Source organism: Rhodococcus sp. IEGM 1330 (assembly GCF_033142445.1).
Taxonomy (GTDB): domain Bacteria; phylum Actinomycetota; class Actinomycetes; order Mycobacteriales; family Mycobacteriaceae; genus Rhodococcoides.
In genome coordinates, this window is record NZ_JAWLSB010000013.1 from 60,192 (window position 1) to 74,155 (window position 13,964).

At 65.9% G+C, this 13,964-nt stretch carries 11 protein-coding genes; 5 read left to right on the top strand and 6 right to left on the bottom strand.

Annotated features, from left to right (window positions below; all coding sequences use genetic code 11):
• The first annotated feature begins 24 nt into the window (after window positions 1–24).
• The 3 genes from R4P57_RS24160 to R4P57_RS24170 are packed head-to-tail and all read left to right on the top strand — an operon-like array spanning window position 25 to window position 5,469.
• On the top strand, window positions 25–600 hold the full coding sequence (locus tag R4P57_RS24160) for an HhH-GPD-type base excision DNA repair protein (RefSeq protein WP_317805409.1): 576 nt from the start codon (window positions 25–27) through the stop codon (window positions 598–600).
• Window positions 601–652: 52 nt separating this feature from the next.
• Window positions 653–3,046, top strand: a complete 2,394-nt coding sequence (locus R4P57_RS24165; RefSeq protein ID WP_317805410.1) for a helicase-associated domain-containing protein — start codon at window positions 653–655, stop codon at window positions 3,044–3,046.
• A gap of 44 nt (window positions 3,047–3,090) precedes the next feature.
• Window positions 3,091–5,469, top strand: a complete 2,379-nt coding sequence (locus tag R4P57_RS24170; RefSeq protein ID WP_317805411.1) for a DNA polymerase III subunit gamma and tau — start codon at window positions 3,091–3,093, stop codon at window positions 5,467–5,469.
• Window positions 5,470–5,481: 12 nt separating this feature from the next.
• Here R4P57_RS24170 and R4P57_RS24175 read toward each other — a convergent pair whose 3' ends face one another.
• Window positions 5,482–5,805: a hypothetical protein gene (locus R4P57_RS24175; RefSeq protein WP_317805412.1), complete on the bottom strand. Its 324-nt coding sequence runs from the start codon at window positions 5,803–5,805 to the stop codon at window positions 5,482–5,484.
• Between the two features lie 145 nt (window positions 5,806–5,950).
• On the opposite strand from R4P57_RS24175, the gene R4P57_RS24180 reads away from it, so the two are divergent.
• Both R4P57_RS24180 and R4P57_RS24185 read left to right on the top strand, forming a co-directional pair.
• A complete protein-coding gene (locus tag R4P57_RS24180; protein WP_317805413.1) occupies window positions 5,951–7,162 on the top strand; it encodes an acetyl-CoA C-acetyltransferase in 1,212 nt (403 codons plus the stop codon).
• Between the two features lie 9 nt (window positions 7,163–7,171).
• On the top strand, window positions 7,172–9,307 hold the full coding sequence (locus R4P57_RS24185) for a 3-hydroxyacyl-CoA dehydrogenase NAD-binding domain-containing protein (RefSeq protein ID WP_317805414.1): 2,136 nt from the start codon (window positions 7,172–7,174) through the stop codon (window positions 9,305–9,307).
• 59 nt (window positions 9,308–9,366) lie between these two features.
• Here the strand turns inward: R4P57_RS24185 and R4P57_RS24190 are convergent, their stop codons facing one another.
• The 5 genes from R4P57_RS24190 to fadD5 all read right to left on the bottom strand — a co-directional run bounded on the left by R4P57_RS24190 (window position 9,367) and on the right by fadD5 (window position 13,870).
• Complete coding sequence (locus tag R4P57_RS24190) at window positions 9,367–10,029, bottom strand: GntR family transcriptional regulator (RefSeq protein WP_317805415.1); 663 nt, start codon at window positions 10,027–10,029, stop codon at window positions 9,367–9,369.
• A gap of 13 nt (window positions 10,030–10,042) precedes the next feature.
• Window positions 10,043–11,215: a cation:proton antiporter gene (locus R4P57_RS24195; RefSeq protein WP_317805416.1), complete on the bottom strand. Its 1,173-nt coding sequence runs from the start codon at window positions 11,213–11,215 to the stop codon at window positions 10,043–10,045.
• Between the two features lie 19 nt (window positions 11,216–11,234).
• Window positions 11,235–11,717 carry a cation:proton antiporter regulatory subunit gene (locus R4P57_RS24200; RefSeq protein WP_317805417.1) on the bottom strand — a complete coding sequence of 161 codons (483 nt, stop codon included), beginning with the start codon at window positions 11,715–11,717 and terminating at the stop codon, window positions 11,235–11,237.
• A 47-nt stretch (window positions 11,718–11,764) separates the two neighbouring features.
• On the bottom strand, window positions 11,765–12,079 hold the full coding sequence (gene mihF / locus R4P57_RS24205) for an integration host factor, actinobacterial type (protein ID WP_008712632.1): 315 nt from the start codon (window positions 12,077–12,079) through the stop codon (window positions 11,765–11,767).
• A gap of 234 nt (window positions 12,080–12,313) precedes the next feature.
• The gene (fadD5, locus tag R4P57_RS24210) at window positions 12,314–13,870 is read right to left on the bottom strand and encodes a fatty-acid--CoA ligase FadD5 (protein WP_317805418.1); all 1,557 of its coding nucleotides are present in this window, start codon (window positions 13,868–13,870) and stop codon (window positions 12,314–12,316) included.
• Window positions 13,871–13,964 lie beyond the last annotated feature (94 nt).

A 13,964-nucleotide genomic window follows, 5' to 3' on the forward strand; every position in this document is an offset into this window, starting at 1 on the left:
GCATGGCATGGCAGGATCGAGGCCATGTCTCGCACACTGCACCTCGTCGGCGATCCTGAGGCCGATGCACTGCTCGCCGAGGATCCGTTCGCGCTGTTGATCGGCATGCTGCTCGATCAGCAGGTGCCGATGGAATCGGCGTTCGCAGGCCCGAAGAAGCTCGTCGACCGTCTCGGTGACCTGAAAGTCGACACCGTCGCCGACGCCGATCCGGATGAGTTCGCGGCCCTGTGCGCGCAGACCCCGGCCGTCCATCGGTTCCCCGGTTCGATGGCCAAGCGCATCCAAGGGCTGGCGGCGTTCCTGGTCGAGAACTACGACGGGAAGCCGCAGGAGATCTGGACTCGCGACGATCCCAACGGTGCCGAAGTGCTGAAGCGACTCAAAGCCCTCCCCGGCTACGGTGATCAGAAGGCCCGCATCTTTCTCGCGCTGCTCGGCAAGCAGATGGGCGTCACGCCCGACGGGTGGCGCAAGGCCGCCGGAGCATACGGCGACGACGGTGCTCGTCGATCCATCGCCGACGTGGTGGACGAGAAATCGCTGCTCGAGGTACGTGAATTCAAGAAGGCAGCGAAAGCCGCAGCCAAGAACAAGTAAGTCTGTCGGTGCCGGTCGTTACAGTGACCAGAACTTTCACCGGGGGGGCGAGATGACCGAAACTATCGGGACCTACGAGGGCTGGCTGGCGTCTCTCGACGAAGACGCGTTGACCGATCTGCTGCACCGTCGGCCGGACGTGGCCACCGACCCACCACCGCGCTCGTTCGGCTTGCTCGCGCAGCTTCTCGGTGCCCCGTCTCGGGTGTCGATGATGCCGCGTCGGCTCGACAGCGGCGCGCTCGCTCTCCTCGAATTGTTCGCGCTCATGGGCGATCTGAGCCGCGCCGAGATCGGGCACTGGGCGAGTGAGGGCCCGATCAACGAGACACCGCACATCGATGCAGCTCTCGCCACGCTGACGGCCTACGGGTTGATCTGGCCGCGCTCCTCACCCGGCGCAGGCACCGTCGAATATTCACCCATCGATCTGTCCGGGGTGTTCTCGCATCCGTTCGGACTTGCCCGCAGACAGCGAAAGCTGTTCCTGCACTGCGCCGTCGAGCAGGACCGGCTGGCCGTGCTGTCGATCCTCGGTATCGACCCGGCGCTCGAGCGAGGGCCGCGCGCCGACTGCGTTGCAACTGCGATGACGCCCGGGCGCATCCGTGCACTGTTCGACGGCGGGCCGGAGAAGATGCGAGAGATGTTGTCTCGCTTCGTCGATGGCAAGCCGGTGTCACTGATCTTCGATGTTCCTCCGACTGCGGGCGCAGCCGCGTTCGAGCGGGGATTGTTGTATCGACTCGACGGGCACCGCGTCGAGATGCCGTTGGAGGTGAGCATCGCCCTGCGAGGGGTCGGGTGGCGTCTGCCCATCGAGCTCACGCCGCCGATCTTCGACACCCGAGTGCTCGCGCACGACGACGTGCGGCGCACTCGTTCCATCGCCCTGCTGCAGTTCTGCGAACACACGCAGGCATTGCTGACGGCCGTCGACGCCGAGGGCCTGACGACGATGAAGACCGGTGGAATCAGTGCCAAGACTCTTCGATCGCTGACGAGCCGGCTTGGATTTGCCGACGAAGACGACACCGCGTTGATGCTGATGCTGGCACGCGAAGCCGGGCTGCTGTCCGAACGCGGGAAGGCCGGCATCGCGTTGACCTCGGCCTACGAGACATGGTCGACGAGCACCCGAGCCGAACAGGCGGCCACGCTGGTGACCGCGTGGTGGAGTTCGCCCTTCACTCCCACTCACCGAGTGCCCCGTGCGTCGCAGAAGACAGTTCCCGTTCTCAAGAAGATGCTCGACGACCCCGCGGCGGCGGACCTGCGTGCGACGGCGCTGACAGCTCTGCTCCGATACGAGGACGCCGACTCGCCGGTGACGGTTCTGCATGATTCGGAGGAGTTCGACCGGTACCTGGACTGGCACATCCCGGTCGTCTCGACGAGCGCCGGGCCCGGTCATGTGCACGCGCTCTGGCTGGAGGCCAGTCGACTCGGGATACTGGCCGACGGTGCACCGACCGATCTGTGCCGCACCCTCACCGAGTTCCCCGCGGGTCGAGACGGTGACCCTCGCGAAATCCGTGCCGCTCTGGCAGCACAGGTGCAGGACATGGCCGAGTGGGTTCCGTTCTCCGTTCGGCTACTGCCCGATTCCACGGCGGTGGTGACCGGACCACCCAGTACCGAGGTGGCGTCGATACTCGGCGCGGCCGCACAACCCGAGTCGAGGGACGTCGCGTCGGTCTGGCGGTTCACCCCGGCGACCATCCGGGGTTTCTTCGACGCCGGCGGCACCGGCGAGGAGTTGATCGATGCGTTGACCGCGATGGCCGACACCGATCTGCCTCAGGCTCTGAGCTACACGATCCGGGACTGCTGGCGCACGTACGGCGCACTGGCCGTGCGCAGAATCCCCTGCGCCATCGTCTCCGAGGACGTCGTCCTGCTGACGAACATCGAGACCGACGAGTCCCTGGCCGTGCTGCACTTCCATCGCCTCGCTCCCACCGTCCTGATCAGTTCGGCCACGCCGATCGACACCATCGCCGTGCTCCGCAGGAACGGATACTCCCCGGTGCGGCACTCCGACTCCGGGCAACTCGAGCTCGACAGCGCATCTCGGATCCGCGCGGGGGACACCCGGCCGACGCATCGTGCCGTCCGCCCGGCGCAGCATCGACGCGAACCACGTGAGCTCGCGCGGCTCCTGCTGGCGGGTAGCAGCGGAACCGTCGACGAGGCACGAGTGCGGTCTGCACTGGATTCACACAGCCGGCTGCTGCCGCGGGAGCTGGATCTGTTGACCGACGCCGCAGCGCGCGGCACACCCGTCTCGATCGACTACCAGAACTCCAGGGGAGCCATCGTGCGGCACGCGATCTCGGATGCGCTGCAGGACGGTCATTGGCTGTACGCGCTCTCGGAATCGACCGGCAGCCGCGAGAGCTTCGCCATCATGAACATCAGAGCGGTATCCACCGGCCCACAATGACCGGCGATGCAACTGTGTCCGTGGTCGCCGGTACCCTTTCGGGCGTGGCCCTCTACCGGAAGTACCGTCCTGCGACGTTCGCCGAGGTCGTCGGTCAGGAGCACGTCACCGAGCCGATCAGCGTGGCGTTGGACAGCAACAGAATCAATCACGCCTACCTCTTCTCCGGGCCGCGCGGCTGCGGAAAGACCTCCTCGGCGCGCATCCTCGCCCGATCGCTGAACTGCGCCGAAGGTCCGACGTCGACGCCCTGCGGCGTGTGCAACTCCTGCGTCGCCCTCGCCCCCGGCGGACCCGGCAACTTCGACGTCGTCGAGATGGACGCGGCCAGCCACGGTGGCGTCGACGACGCCCGTGATCTGCGAGACAAGGCCGTGTACGCCCCGGCCGAATCGCGCTACGTCATCTTCATCATCGACGAGGCACACATGGTGACCCCGGCAGGCTTCAACGCGCTGCTCAAGGTCGTCGAGGAACCACCCGAGCACCTCGTCTTCATCTTCGCGACCACCGAGCCCGAGAAGGTGCTCCCCACCATCCGCTCGCGTACCCACCACTACCCGTTCAGGCTGCTCGCGCCGTCGACGATGCGCGTACTGCTGGAGAAGATCTGTGGTCAGGAACAGGTCCCGGTCGAGGATGCGGTCTACCCGTTGGTCATCCGCGCCGGCGGCGGTTCGCCCCGTGACTCGCTCAGTGTCATGGATCAGCTCTTGGCCGGAGCCGGGCCCGAGGGCGTCACGTACCCGCGAGCGCTGTCGCTCCTCGGCGTCACCGACGTCGCACTGATCGACGAAGCCGTCGACGCATTGGCCGCGGGCGATGGCGGCGCACTGTTCGGCACCGTCGACAAGGTGATGGACGCGGGCCACGACCCACGCCGCTTCGCCATCGACCTCCTCGATCGGATGCGAGATCTGATCCTGATGAAGGCTGTGCCCGACGCCGGAGAACGCGGTCTGGTCGACGTGCCGGGCGACGTACTCGAGCGACTGCGTGACGAGGCCGATCTGCTCGGGTCGGCGACGCTGACTCGCTACGCCGAGATCGTGCACTCGGGACTCGGCGAGATGCGCGGTGCCACGGCCCCGCGTCTGCTGCTCGAAGTGATGTGCGCCCGCATGCTGCTGCCCTCGGCCTCCGATGCGGAATCGGCGGTGCTGCAACGACTCGAACGCGTCGAACGTCGCTTGGACGTCACGCTCCCGGCGGGGGAGCAAGCAGCCGTCGCTCAGGCAGCCGCGGATCCGACGCGACCGCAGTTGCAACCCACCGAGGAGCCCGCGCCCTCGGGTCCGGCACCGGTGAGCAAGTTCCAGCGACCGTCGCAACGCCCACCTGCCGCAGAGCCGGCAGCGCCCGCACCAGCTCCCGTAGCGCCCACACCCGCTGCCTCGATTCCGGCACCGGAGCCTGCGCGGACCGAGCCGACCCCGGCACCCGAGCCGGCTCCGACACCCGAGCCCGCTCCGACACCCGAGGCCGCTCCGACACCCGAGCCCGCCCCGAAACCCGACCCGACGCCAGCACCCGAGCCTGCCCCGGAACCCGAGCCGACCCCGACACCCGAGCCTGCCCCGGAACCCGAGCCGACCCCGACACCCGAGCCTGCCCCGGAACCCGAGCCGGCCCCGACACCCGTGCCCGATTCGGAAGCTGTTCCTGCGCAACAGGACTCGGTCCCCGCCGCCTCGGTGGCGCACGAGGATTTTCCGCCGGAGCCCGAGGACGATTACGGCCCCGAACCGGATCCCGTGTTCGAGTCGGAACCGGAACCCGTGGCGGCCCCGGCCGCCGCGTCGAGCGAGCCCGACGCAGCCGCGGTTCGCGCGGTGTGGTCCGAGGTGCGCACGAAGGTACGAGACCGGAGCCGGACCGTCGAGGTGATGCTCTCCGGTGCATCGGTGCGCACCGTCGAGAACGGCACCATCACGCTCGGCCACGACTCGGCACCGCTCGCCAAGCGGCTGGAGGAGCCCCGCAACGCCGACGTCATTCGCGACGCTCTGCGTGACGTCTTCGGCGTCGAATGGTCGGTGGTGTGTCTGGTCGGTGCCGCGGCACCACCGGAACAGTCATCAGCAAAAAAAGATGAACCGGCAGCGAAACCCGCGTCGCTGCCGAAGTTCTCGAGGCCGAGCCAGGCAGGGGTTCCCCGTCCCACGTCGGACGGGTTCGGATCAGCGGGCGACGGATCCTCGGCTGGCATCGGGGCGGACGACATTCCGATGCCCGAAGCGCCGGACTATCCCGACGAGCCCGAGCCGGTAGGTCCACCGCCACCAGAGACCCCGGAGGACGAGGAAGAGCTGCTCAAGGCCGCGGCCGAGCCTGCCGATCCGACGGTTCGCCGGGACCCGGAAACCGTCGCGATGGAGCTGTTGGTCAGCGAACTCGGAGCGGTACCGCTCAAGGAGACCTGATCGGCCGGTGTTTCAGCCGACGGTGAGATCCTCGTTGTCGGCGAACACCAGGCGGCCACTGTCGAGTGCCACGGCCCAACGCCGTGCCACCGCCCAGTCCCGTGAGGTGGTGTCGGGTGTCTGGACACCGAAGTCCTCGACGATCGCTCCGGTCTGGTAGGCGTCCTGACCGGCTTCGTCGTCGGTGCCGGTGGACTGAATGCGTACTTTGACGCGAGCGCCCACGGTCAGTTCGTTGTCGGTTTCCATGGAGGTCTTCTTCCGCGCTCGGTAGATCTGATCTATCGGAGTGTCCCATGCCGACTTCGTCCAAACCTGAATCTCCGCGTCGGTCATGGAGGACGCTCGTTTCGGTCCTTATATCGGATCCACCCGCGGCCCTACTGTGGCATGAGCTGAGGTCTGTTGTGGCCTCGCACCGATGCGGTCGGCCGCGACGGCGACCGCGAGAAGATCGAGTATCTGGAAGGAACTGCGCGCTGTGACTACAGAGGCATTCATTTATGAAGCCATCAGGACTCCCCGAGGCAAGGGAAAGAACGGCTCCCTGCATTCGGTGAAGCCGATCTCCCTGGTGACCGGCCTGATCGACGAGCTTCGTCGACGTTTCCCCGACATGGACGAGAACCGGATCTCCGATCTCATCCTCGGAGTGGTCTCACCCGTCGGAGATCAGGGTGCCGATATCGCGCGCACGGCAGTGCTCGCAGCGAAGATGCCCGACACCGTCGGCGGCTTCCAGCTCAACCGCTTCTGCGCGTCCGGTCTCGAGGCCGTCAACCTGGCTGCACAGAAAGTGCGCTCGGGCTGGGACGAGCTCGTCATCGCCGGTGGCGTCGAGTCGATGTCGCGCGTGCCGATGGGCAGTGACGGCGGCGCGTGGGCCATGGACCCCGTCACCAACTACGACACCTACTTCGCCCCGCAGGGCATCGGTGCCGATCTCATCGCGACGATCGAGGGGTTCAGCCGCGAAGACGTCGACGCGTATGCCGTGCAGTCCCAGGAGCGCGCCGCAGCGGCGTGGTCCGGTGGCTACTTCGCCAAGTCCGTCGTTCCGGTGACGGATCAGAACGGCCTTCTCATCCTCGATCAGGACGAGCACATGCGTCCGGGCAGCACCGTCGAATCGCTCGGCAAGCTGAACCCGGCCTTCACCGGTATCGCGGCCATGGGCGGGTTCGACGACGTCGCACTGCAGAAGTACCACTGGATCGAGAAGATCGAGCACGTCCACACCGGCGGCAACAGCTCCGGCATCGTCGACGGCGCAGCACTCGTCCTCGTCGGCAGCGAGCAGGCCGGTAAGGACCTGAACCTGGTGCCGAGGGCGCGCATCGTCGCGACCGCCACCAGTGGTGCCGACACGACCATCATGCTGACCGGGCCCACCCCGGCGTCGAAGAAGGTTCTCGCGACCGCGGGCCTGACCGTCGACGACATCGATCTCTTCGAGCTCAACGAGGCCTTCGCCTCCGTCGTGTTGCGCTTCCAGAAGGATCTGAACATCCCGAACGAGAAGCTCAACGTCAACGGCGGTGCCATCGCCATGGGCCACCCGTTGGGAGCAACCGGAGCGATGATCACCGGCACCGTGCTCGACGAGCTCGAGCGCCGCGGCGGTCGATACGCGTTGATCACCCTGTGCATCGGCGGCGGCATGGGCGTCGCCACCATCATCGAGCGAGTCTGAGGTATTACGATGTCTGACAACATGATTCAGTGGGACCAGGACGCCGACGGTATCGTCGTTCTGACGATGGACGACCCCAACCAGGGCGCCAACACGATGAACCAGCTGTACAAGGATTCGATGGGAGCGACCGTCGACCGCCTCGAGGCCGAGGTCGACTCCATCACCGGCGTCGTGCTCACCTCCGCCAAGAAGACGTTCTTCGCCGGCGGAGATCTGCACACCCTCATCGCCGCTCAGCCCGAGGACGCTCAGCGGGTGTTCGACGAGGTGCAGGAAGTCAAGGGACAGCTGCGTCGCATCGAAAAGCTCGGCAAGCCCGTCGTGTCCGCCATCAACGGCGCAGCACTCGGCGGCGGACTCGAGATCGCCCTAGCGACGCATCACCGCATCGCGGCCGATGTTCCCGGTGTCCAGATCGGTCTGCCCGAGGTCTCGCTGGGACTGCTGCCCGGTGGCGGCGGCGTTGCCCGTGTCACGCGACTTCTCGGTATCCAGACCGGCTTCATGACCGTCCTCGCCCAGGGCACCCGGTTCCGTCCGGCGAAGGCTCTCGAGATCGGTCTGATTCACGAATTGGTCGGCAGCATCGACGAATTGGTGCCCACCGCCAAGGCCTGGATCAAGGCCAACCCCGAGGGTGGCGTCGCACCGTGGGACGTCAAGGGCTACAAGATCCCCGGCGGCACGCCGTCGAATCCGAAGCTCGCGCAGATCCTGCCTGCATTCCCGTCCAACCTGCGCAAGCAGATCAAGGGCGCACCGATGCCCGCTCCGCGTGCGATTCTCGCCGCCGCCGTCGAAGGTGCGCAGGTCGATTTCGACAATGCGTGCACCATCGAGTCGCGTTACTTCACCGAGCTGGTCACCGGCCTGGTGTCCAAGAACATGATTCAGGCGTTCTTCTTCGATCTGCAGGCGATCAACGCCGGCAAGTCCCGTCCAGACGGCATCGAGAAGACCACCTTCACCAAGGTCGCGGTTCTCGGCGCAGGCATGATGGGCGCGGGCATCGCGTACGTGTGCGCCAAGGCCGGAATCGACGTGGTACTCAAGGACGTTGCCCTCGAGTCGGCGCAGAAGGGCAAGGCGTACTCGGAGGCCATCGAGGCCAAGGCACTCTCGCGCGGCAAGACCACCCAGGAGAAGTCCGACGCTCTGCTCGCGCGTATCCACCCGACGGCCGATGCCAAGGACGTCGAGGGCGCTGACCTCGTCATCGAGGCCGTGTTCGAGTCGGAAGAGTTGAAGCAGAAGGTGTTCCAGGAGATCGAGGACCTCGTCGATCCGACGGCGCTGCTCGGTTCCAACACCTCGACGCTGCCCATCACGAGCCTCGCTCAGGGCATCAAGCGTCAGGAAGACTTCATCGGAATCCACTTCTTCTCCCCTGTGGACAAGATGCCGCTGGTGGAGATCATTCGCGGCGAGAAGACGTCGGATGCGGCCTTGGCCAAGGCATTCGACCTGGTGCAGCTCATCAAGAAGACCCCGATCGTCGTCAACGACAGTCGCGGCTTCTTCACCTCGCGTGTCATCGGCACGTTCATCAACGAGGCCATCGCGATGCTGGGCGAGGGCGTCGAGCCGTCGACCATCGAGCAGGCAGGTCTGCAGGCCGGTTACCCGGCTGCGCCGCTGCAGCTCTCGGACGAGCTCACGCTCAACCTGATGCAGAAGATCCGCAAGGAGACCTACGACGCGCTCATCGCCGCGGGTCAGACTCCTCCCGAGGATCCGGCCGGTGCCGTCATCGACAAGATGGTCGACGAGTTCGAGCGTCCGTCGAAGGCCAAGGGCGCGGGCTTCTACGAGTACGAGGACGGCAAGCGCACCGGACTGTGGCCCGGACTGCGTGATGCGTTCAAGTCGGGTTCCGCGGACATCCCGTTCGAGGACCTCAAGGAACGCATGCTGTTCATCGAGGCCATCGAGACGCAGAAGTGCTTCGACGAGGGTGTGCTGAACACCACCGCCGACGCCAACATCGGCTCGATCTTCGGCATCGGCTTCCCCGCCTGGACCGGAGGCGTGCACCAGTACGTCGTCGGCTACCCGGGAGGCCAGGCCGGATTCGTCACTCGTGCAGACGAGTTGGCGAAGAAGTACGGCGATCGCTTCCAGGTTCCCGCCTCGCTGCGCTGACCCCATGTGAGCGGAACTTCGTAGCAGGCTACGAAGTTCCGCGCACCTGCGCGTAGCGCTCAGCCGCGATGCGCGATCAACCTCTCGGCGCCGTCGGTGAATTGTTGCTTCATCAATTCGCAGGCGGCGTCGATGTCGTTTCGAACGAGTGCCTCGATGAGTTGCTCGTGGTTGCGCACCGTTGCGCGGCCCCAGTCGCGGTCGGTGGCATAGAGGCGGGTGGGGGTGTAGCGGGTGGCGTTGTTGAGAAACCACGCCAGTTTTGCGGATTCGGCGAGTCGGTTGAGGACTCGGTGGAACTCGAACTCGCAGTTCTCGACGTCCTCGGGCTTGCCGTTCTCGACGGCGGTCGACAGTGCGGCGGTGAGTTCGGCGAGCCGGTCGAGCTCGGCCTCGGTGATCTTCGGCGCAGCGCGGCGAACCAGCTCGACGGCGATCCGCCCCTGCAGCCAGAAGATGTCGACGATGTCGCTCGGCGTCAGTGGCGAGACCTTGTAACCGCGATGCGGGACGAGTTCGACGATGCCCTCACCCCGCAGTGTCAGCAGCGCCTCGCGGACGGGAGTGACGCTCACCCCGAGTTCGGCGGCGGTCTCGTCGAGTCGGATGAAGTCTCCCGGACTCACTTCGCCGGACATGACGAGGTGCCGGACGTGGTTGGCCACCTCCTCCGACAGCTGAGGCCGTCGGCGCAGAACGGATGCTCGACGCTTCTCCACCATGGCGGCCAGCCAATCACACCGCGGGCTTGGTGCGTAGTACTACCCGAGCCACCGGTTCCACGACGCGCGCGGCGATGGGCCCCAGGATGGCCATCAGCAGCACGTAGGCCGTTGCCAGCGCTGCCAGCTCACCCTCCACGGCGCCTGCGGCCACCGCCAACCCGGCGATGACGATGGAGAACTCACCGCGCGCCACCAGTGCGGCACCGGCACGCAGCCGGCCGGGTCGTCCGATTCCCTGACGCCCCGCCGCCCACCAGCCCGTCGCGATCTTCGTGGCCGCGGTGGTCACCGCAAGCACGATGGCCCAGCCCAGCACCGGTGGGATGGTCGCGGGGTCGGTGGCGAGTCCGAACACGACGAAGAACATCGCCGCGAACAGGTCGCGGAGTGGTTCGAGGATGCGGGTGGCGTTGTCGGCCGTCGACCCGGAGATCGCGATGCCGAGCAGGAACGCGCCGACGGCGGCCGAGACCTGTAGTTCCGACGCGATACCGGCGACCAACAGTGCCGAGCCGAGGACTTTGAGCAGTACTACTTCGCGGTCGGGACTGTCGACGATGGCGGAGACGATTCGGCCGTACCGCAGCGCCACGACCAGAACGAAGGTGATGACGAGCAGTGAGATGCCCAGGGCCTCGAGTCCGCCGAGGAAGCTCACCCCGCTCAGTACTGCGGTGAGGATGGGCAGGTAGATGGCCATCGCGAGGTCCTCGAACACCAGGATGGACAGCACGACGGGCGTTTCGCGGTTGCCGAGTCGGCCCAGATCGGTGAGGACCTTGGCGATGATGCCCGAGGACGAGATGTACGTGACGCCGCCCATCACCAGTGCTCCGACTCCGCCCCAGCCGAGCAGCAAAGCGACCACCGCGCCTGGAGCGAAGTTCAGGACGATGTCGACCAGTCCGGCCATCCACGATCGGCGCAGTCCGGTGACGAGCTCGGTGGCGGTGTACTCGAGTCCGAGTAGAAGCAACAGCAGGATCACGCCGATCTCGCTGGCTATCTCACTGAACTCGTCGATGCCACCGAGGTTGACGATGCCGCCGTTGCCGAAGGCGAGGCCACCGAGCAGATAGAACGGGATGGGGGAGACGCCGATTCGGCCGGCCAGCCTAGCGAGTAGTCCGAGAACGAAGAACACTGCGCCCAGCTCGGTGAGGGCAAGTGCGCTCTCGGCCATTGTTCAGCCCCGACTGATCTCAGGCATTGCCGAGCAACTTGGCCGCTGCGTCCAGTCCGTCCGCGGTACCGACTGCGACCAGCAGGTCACCTGCGGCCAGCGTGAAGTCGGGGGTGGGTGACGGTTGTACCTGACCGGCGCGCATCACAGCGACGACCGATACCCCGGTTTTGGTGCGCATGGTGGTGTCGCCGAGTGTGCGGCTGACGAACCGTGAGTTGGCGCGAATGGGAAGTTGGCGAGTGTTGATTCCGGGGAGGTCACGATGCTCTTCCCCGAGCTGAGCGATGAGTTGCGGCGACCCGAGCAGATTGCCCAGGGCCGCCGCTTCCTCATTGCTCAACGTGATGGATTCCTGCGTCGCATCGGGGTCATCCTTGCGCGAGACGATCAGCTCGTTCGCGCCGTCCTTGCGGGTGATGACGCCTATGCGGCGCCCGGAAGCGAGGGCGAAATCCTTCCGCACCCCGATTCCGGGCAGCAGGGTCACTTCGACGTTCATGGTCGAAATGCTAGCCCCGCAGGCAGCGCGTTATCGCAAGTTGTGAATCAGGATGCGACGGCAGCCAGCAGTGCTTCGCGCTGGTTTGCACCGAGGCCACCGATACGGCGGGTATCGGCGATGGACAGCTGCTCGAGCAGCTGTGCGGCGCGCACGGATCCAACACCCGGCAGGGCCTTGATCAGGGCGGACACCTTGGTCTTCTTGACGATCTCGTCGTTCTCCGCCTTGGCGAGAACGTCAGCGACGCTGAGTTCGCCGGACTTGACGGATGCGAGCAGCTTCGACCGCGCAGTGCGTGCCTCGGCCGCCTTGGCCAGCGCCGCGGTGCGCTGTTCCGGTGTCAATACTGGTAAAGCCATGGCCTGTTCTCCTCGATTGTGGTGACCCGTCGCTCGTTGACAGGTCTCGACCCTCTTGCATCGTGCCTGGTGGCTCTCCCAATCTAACCGAACAACACGGGTGTCATTCCGGTCGAGCCACCGAACCTTCCCAGCCAGGCTACGTCCTATCCGATTCGGGGTGTGCCCCGACCAGCACTTCGGCCCTCCGAGGCCTGGTGTATCGGCCATGTCCGACGCCTCCCTGCCTGTCTTTCAGGCAGGTGCCGGCGAGTAGGTCTTCCTGAGTGCGACCTTGACCACCTTGCCGCTCGCGTTGCGCGGGAGGGCGTCGACGACGACCAATTCCTTGGGGTGTTTGAACCGCGCGAGATGGTCGCCGAGCCACACGAGAAGCTCGTCGAGTGTCAGGTCCGGGGTGCCCGGCGAATCGTGCAGTGCGACCACCGCGACGGGCACCTCGCCCCATCTGTCGTCGGGGCGGCCGATCACTGCGGCTTCGAGGATTCGGGGGTGGGAGAACAGGACGTTCTCGACTTCGGCGCAGTAGATGTTCTCGCCGCCGGAGATGATCATGTCCTTCTTGCGGTCGACGACGAACACGAAGCCTTCCTCGTCCTGGCGTACGAGGTCGCCGGAGTGGAACCAGCCGCCGTGGAATGCGTCTGCCGTCGCGTCGGGGTTCTCCCAGTATTCGCGCATCAATGTGGGCCCTCGATAGACGATTTCGCCGATCTCGCCCTGCGCCACGTCGTTCATCTCGTCGTCGACGACGCGTGCTGCGATGGTCGGGATTACGCGTCCGACGGAGCCGAGTTTGCGGAGGGCGTCGACGCCGTCGAGCACACAGGTGATGGGGGACATCTCGGTTTGCCCGAAGACCGCGACGTTCATCGCACCCGGGAACGTTTCCGACATCGCGCGCAGGACGGTGTCGGATGCCGGGGCAGCACCCCAGGAAATGACCCGCAGGGCAAGTTCTCTCGGGTTGGCGGCCTGCTCGGCGCACATCGCCTGCCACTGCACGGGGACGAGGAAGAGGTTGGTGACACCCTCGGCGGCGAGTACGTCGAGCAGGGTGCCCGGATCGAATGCTCCGACCGGGTGGACGACGGTGGGAATGCCGAGCAGCAGGCTCGGCGCGAGGCTGCCGAGTGCGGCGATGTGGAACATCGGTGAGGCACAGAAGCCGACCTCGTCGGTGGCGCTCATCTGCAGTGCCCGGATGCAGGTGAATGCCTGGGCCTGCATGTTCGCGTGCGTGAGCACTGCGCCCTTGGGTCTTCCGGTGGTGCCCGAGGTGTACATGATCAATGCCGGGGCGTCGTCCGGAACGTCGACGGTGTCCGCCGGCTCGACGGTGGACAGCAGCGCCTCGTAGGCGTCTCCGACAGTGATGATTCCGGTCAGTGAATCGCTCTGCGCTACAACTGCTTCGGCCAGCGGAGCGAGGGTCTCGTCGGTGATCACCAGGGTGGAGCCGCTGTTCTGCGCGAGAAACGCGACCTCGGGCGGAGTCATCCGGAAGTTCACCGGGACGGCGAGTGCGCCGAGCGCGTTGATAGCCAGTACCGCCTCGAGGTATTCGGGGCGGTTGAGCATCACGATCAATACCCGGTCACCGAATCCGATTCCGCGGCTGTGCAGCGCGCCCGCGAACCTGGACACGCGGTCGTCGAGTTCACGCCAGCTGATCGATCGCCCCTGAAATCGAAGCGCCACTGCTTCGGGCTGCATGAGGGCGTGCCGTCGAACGTGATTGTTCCAGTTGTTTCGGTTGGACAATCCTGGTTCGTTCGGGTGAGCGGGCATCGCCGGTTCCTCTCGTCGGCCGTATGAGCAGGGGATCGAATGTGATGCAGCCTACAGAATGTGCGCCGCTGTGTCCGGAACTTTGTACACTCCA

Excerpts from the sequence above, each read along its gene's own strand:
- R4P57_RS24160 (WP_317805409.1), top strand. The coding sequence starts at position 25 with ATGTCTCGCACACTGCACCTCGTCGGCGATCCTGAGGCCGATGCACTG.
- R4P57_RS24165 (WP_317805410.1), top strand. The coding sequence starts at position 653 with ATGACCGAAACTATCGGGACCTACGAGGGCTGGCTGGCGTCTCTCGAC.
- R4P57_RS24175 (WP_317805412.1), bottom strand. The coding sequence starts at position 5,805 with ATGACCGACGCGGAGATTCAGGTTTGGACGAAGTCGGCATGGGACACT.
- R4P57_RS24185 (WP_317805414.1), top strand. The coding sequence starts at position 7,172 with ATGTCTGACAACATGATTCAGTGGGACCAGGACGCCGACGGTATCGTC.
- R4P57_RS24190 (WP_317805415.1), bottom strand. The coding sequence starts at position 10,029 with ATGGTGGAGAAGCGTCGAGCATCCGTTCTGCGCCGACGGCCTCAGCTG.
- R4P57_RS24195 (WP_317805416.1), bottom strand. The coding sequence starts at position 11,215 with ATGGCCGAGAGCGCACTTGCCCTCACCGAGCTGGGCGCAGTGTTCTTC.
- R4P57_RS24200 (WP_317805417.1), bottom strand. The coding sequence starts at position 11,717 with ATGAACGTCGAAGTGACCCTGCTGCCCGGAATCGGGGTGCGGAAGGAT.
- mihF (WP_008712632.1), bottom strand. The coding sequence starts at position 12,079 with ATGGCTTTACCAGTATTGACACCGGAACAGCGCACCGCGGCGCTGGCC.
- fadD5 (WP_317805418.1), bottom strand. The coding sequence starts at position 13,870 with ATGCCCGCTCACCCGAACGAACCAGGATTGTCCAACCGAAACAACTGG.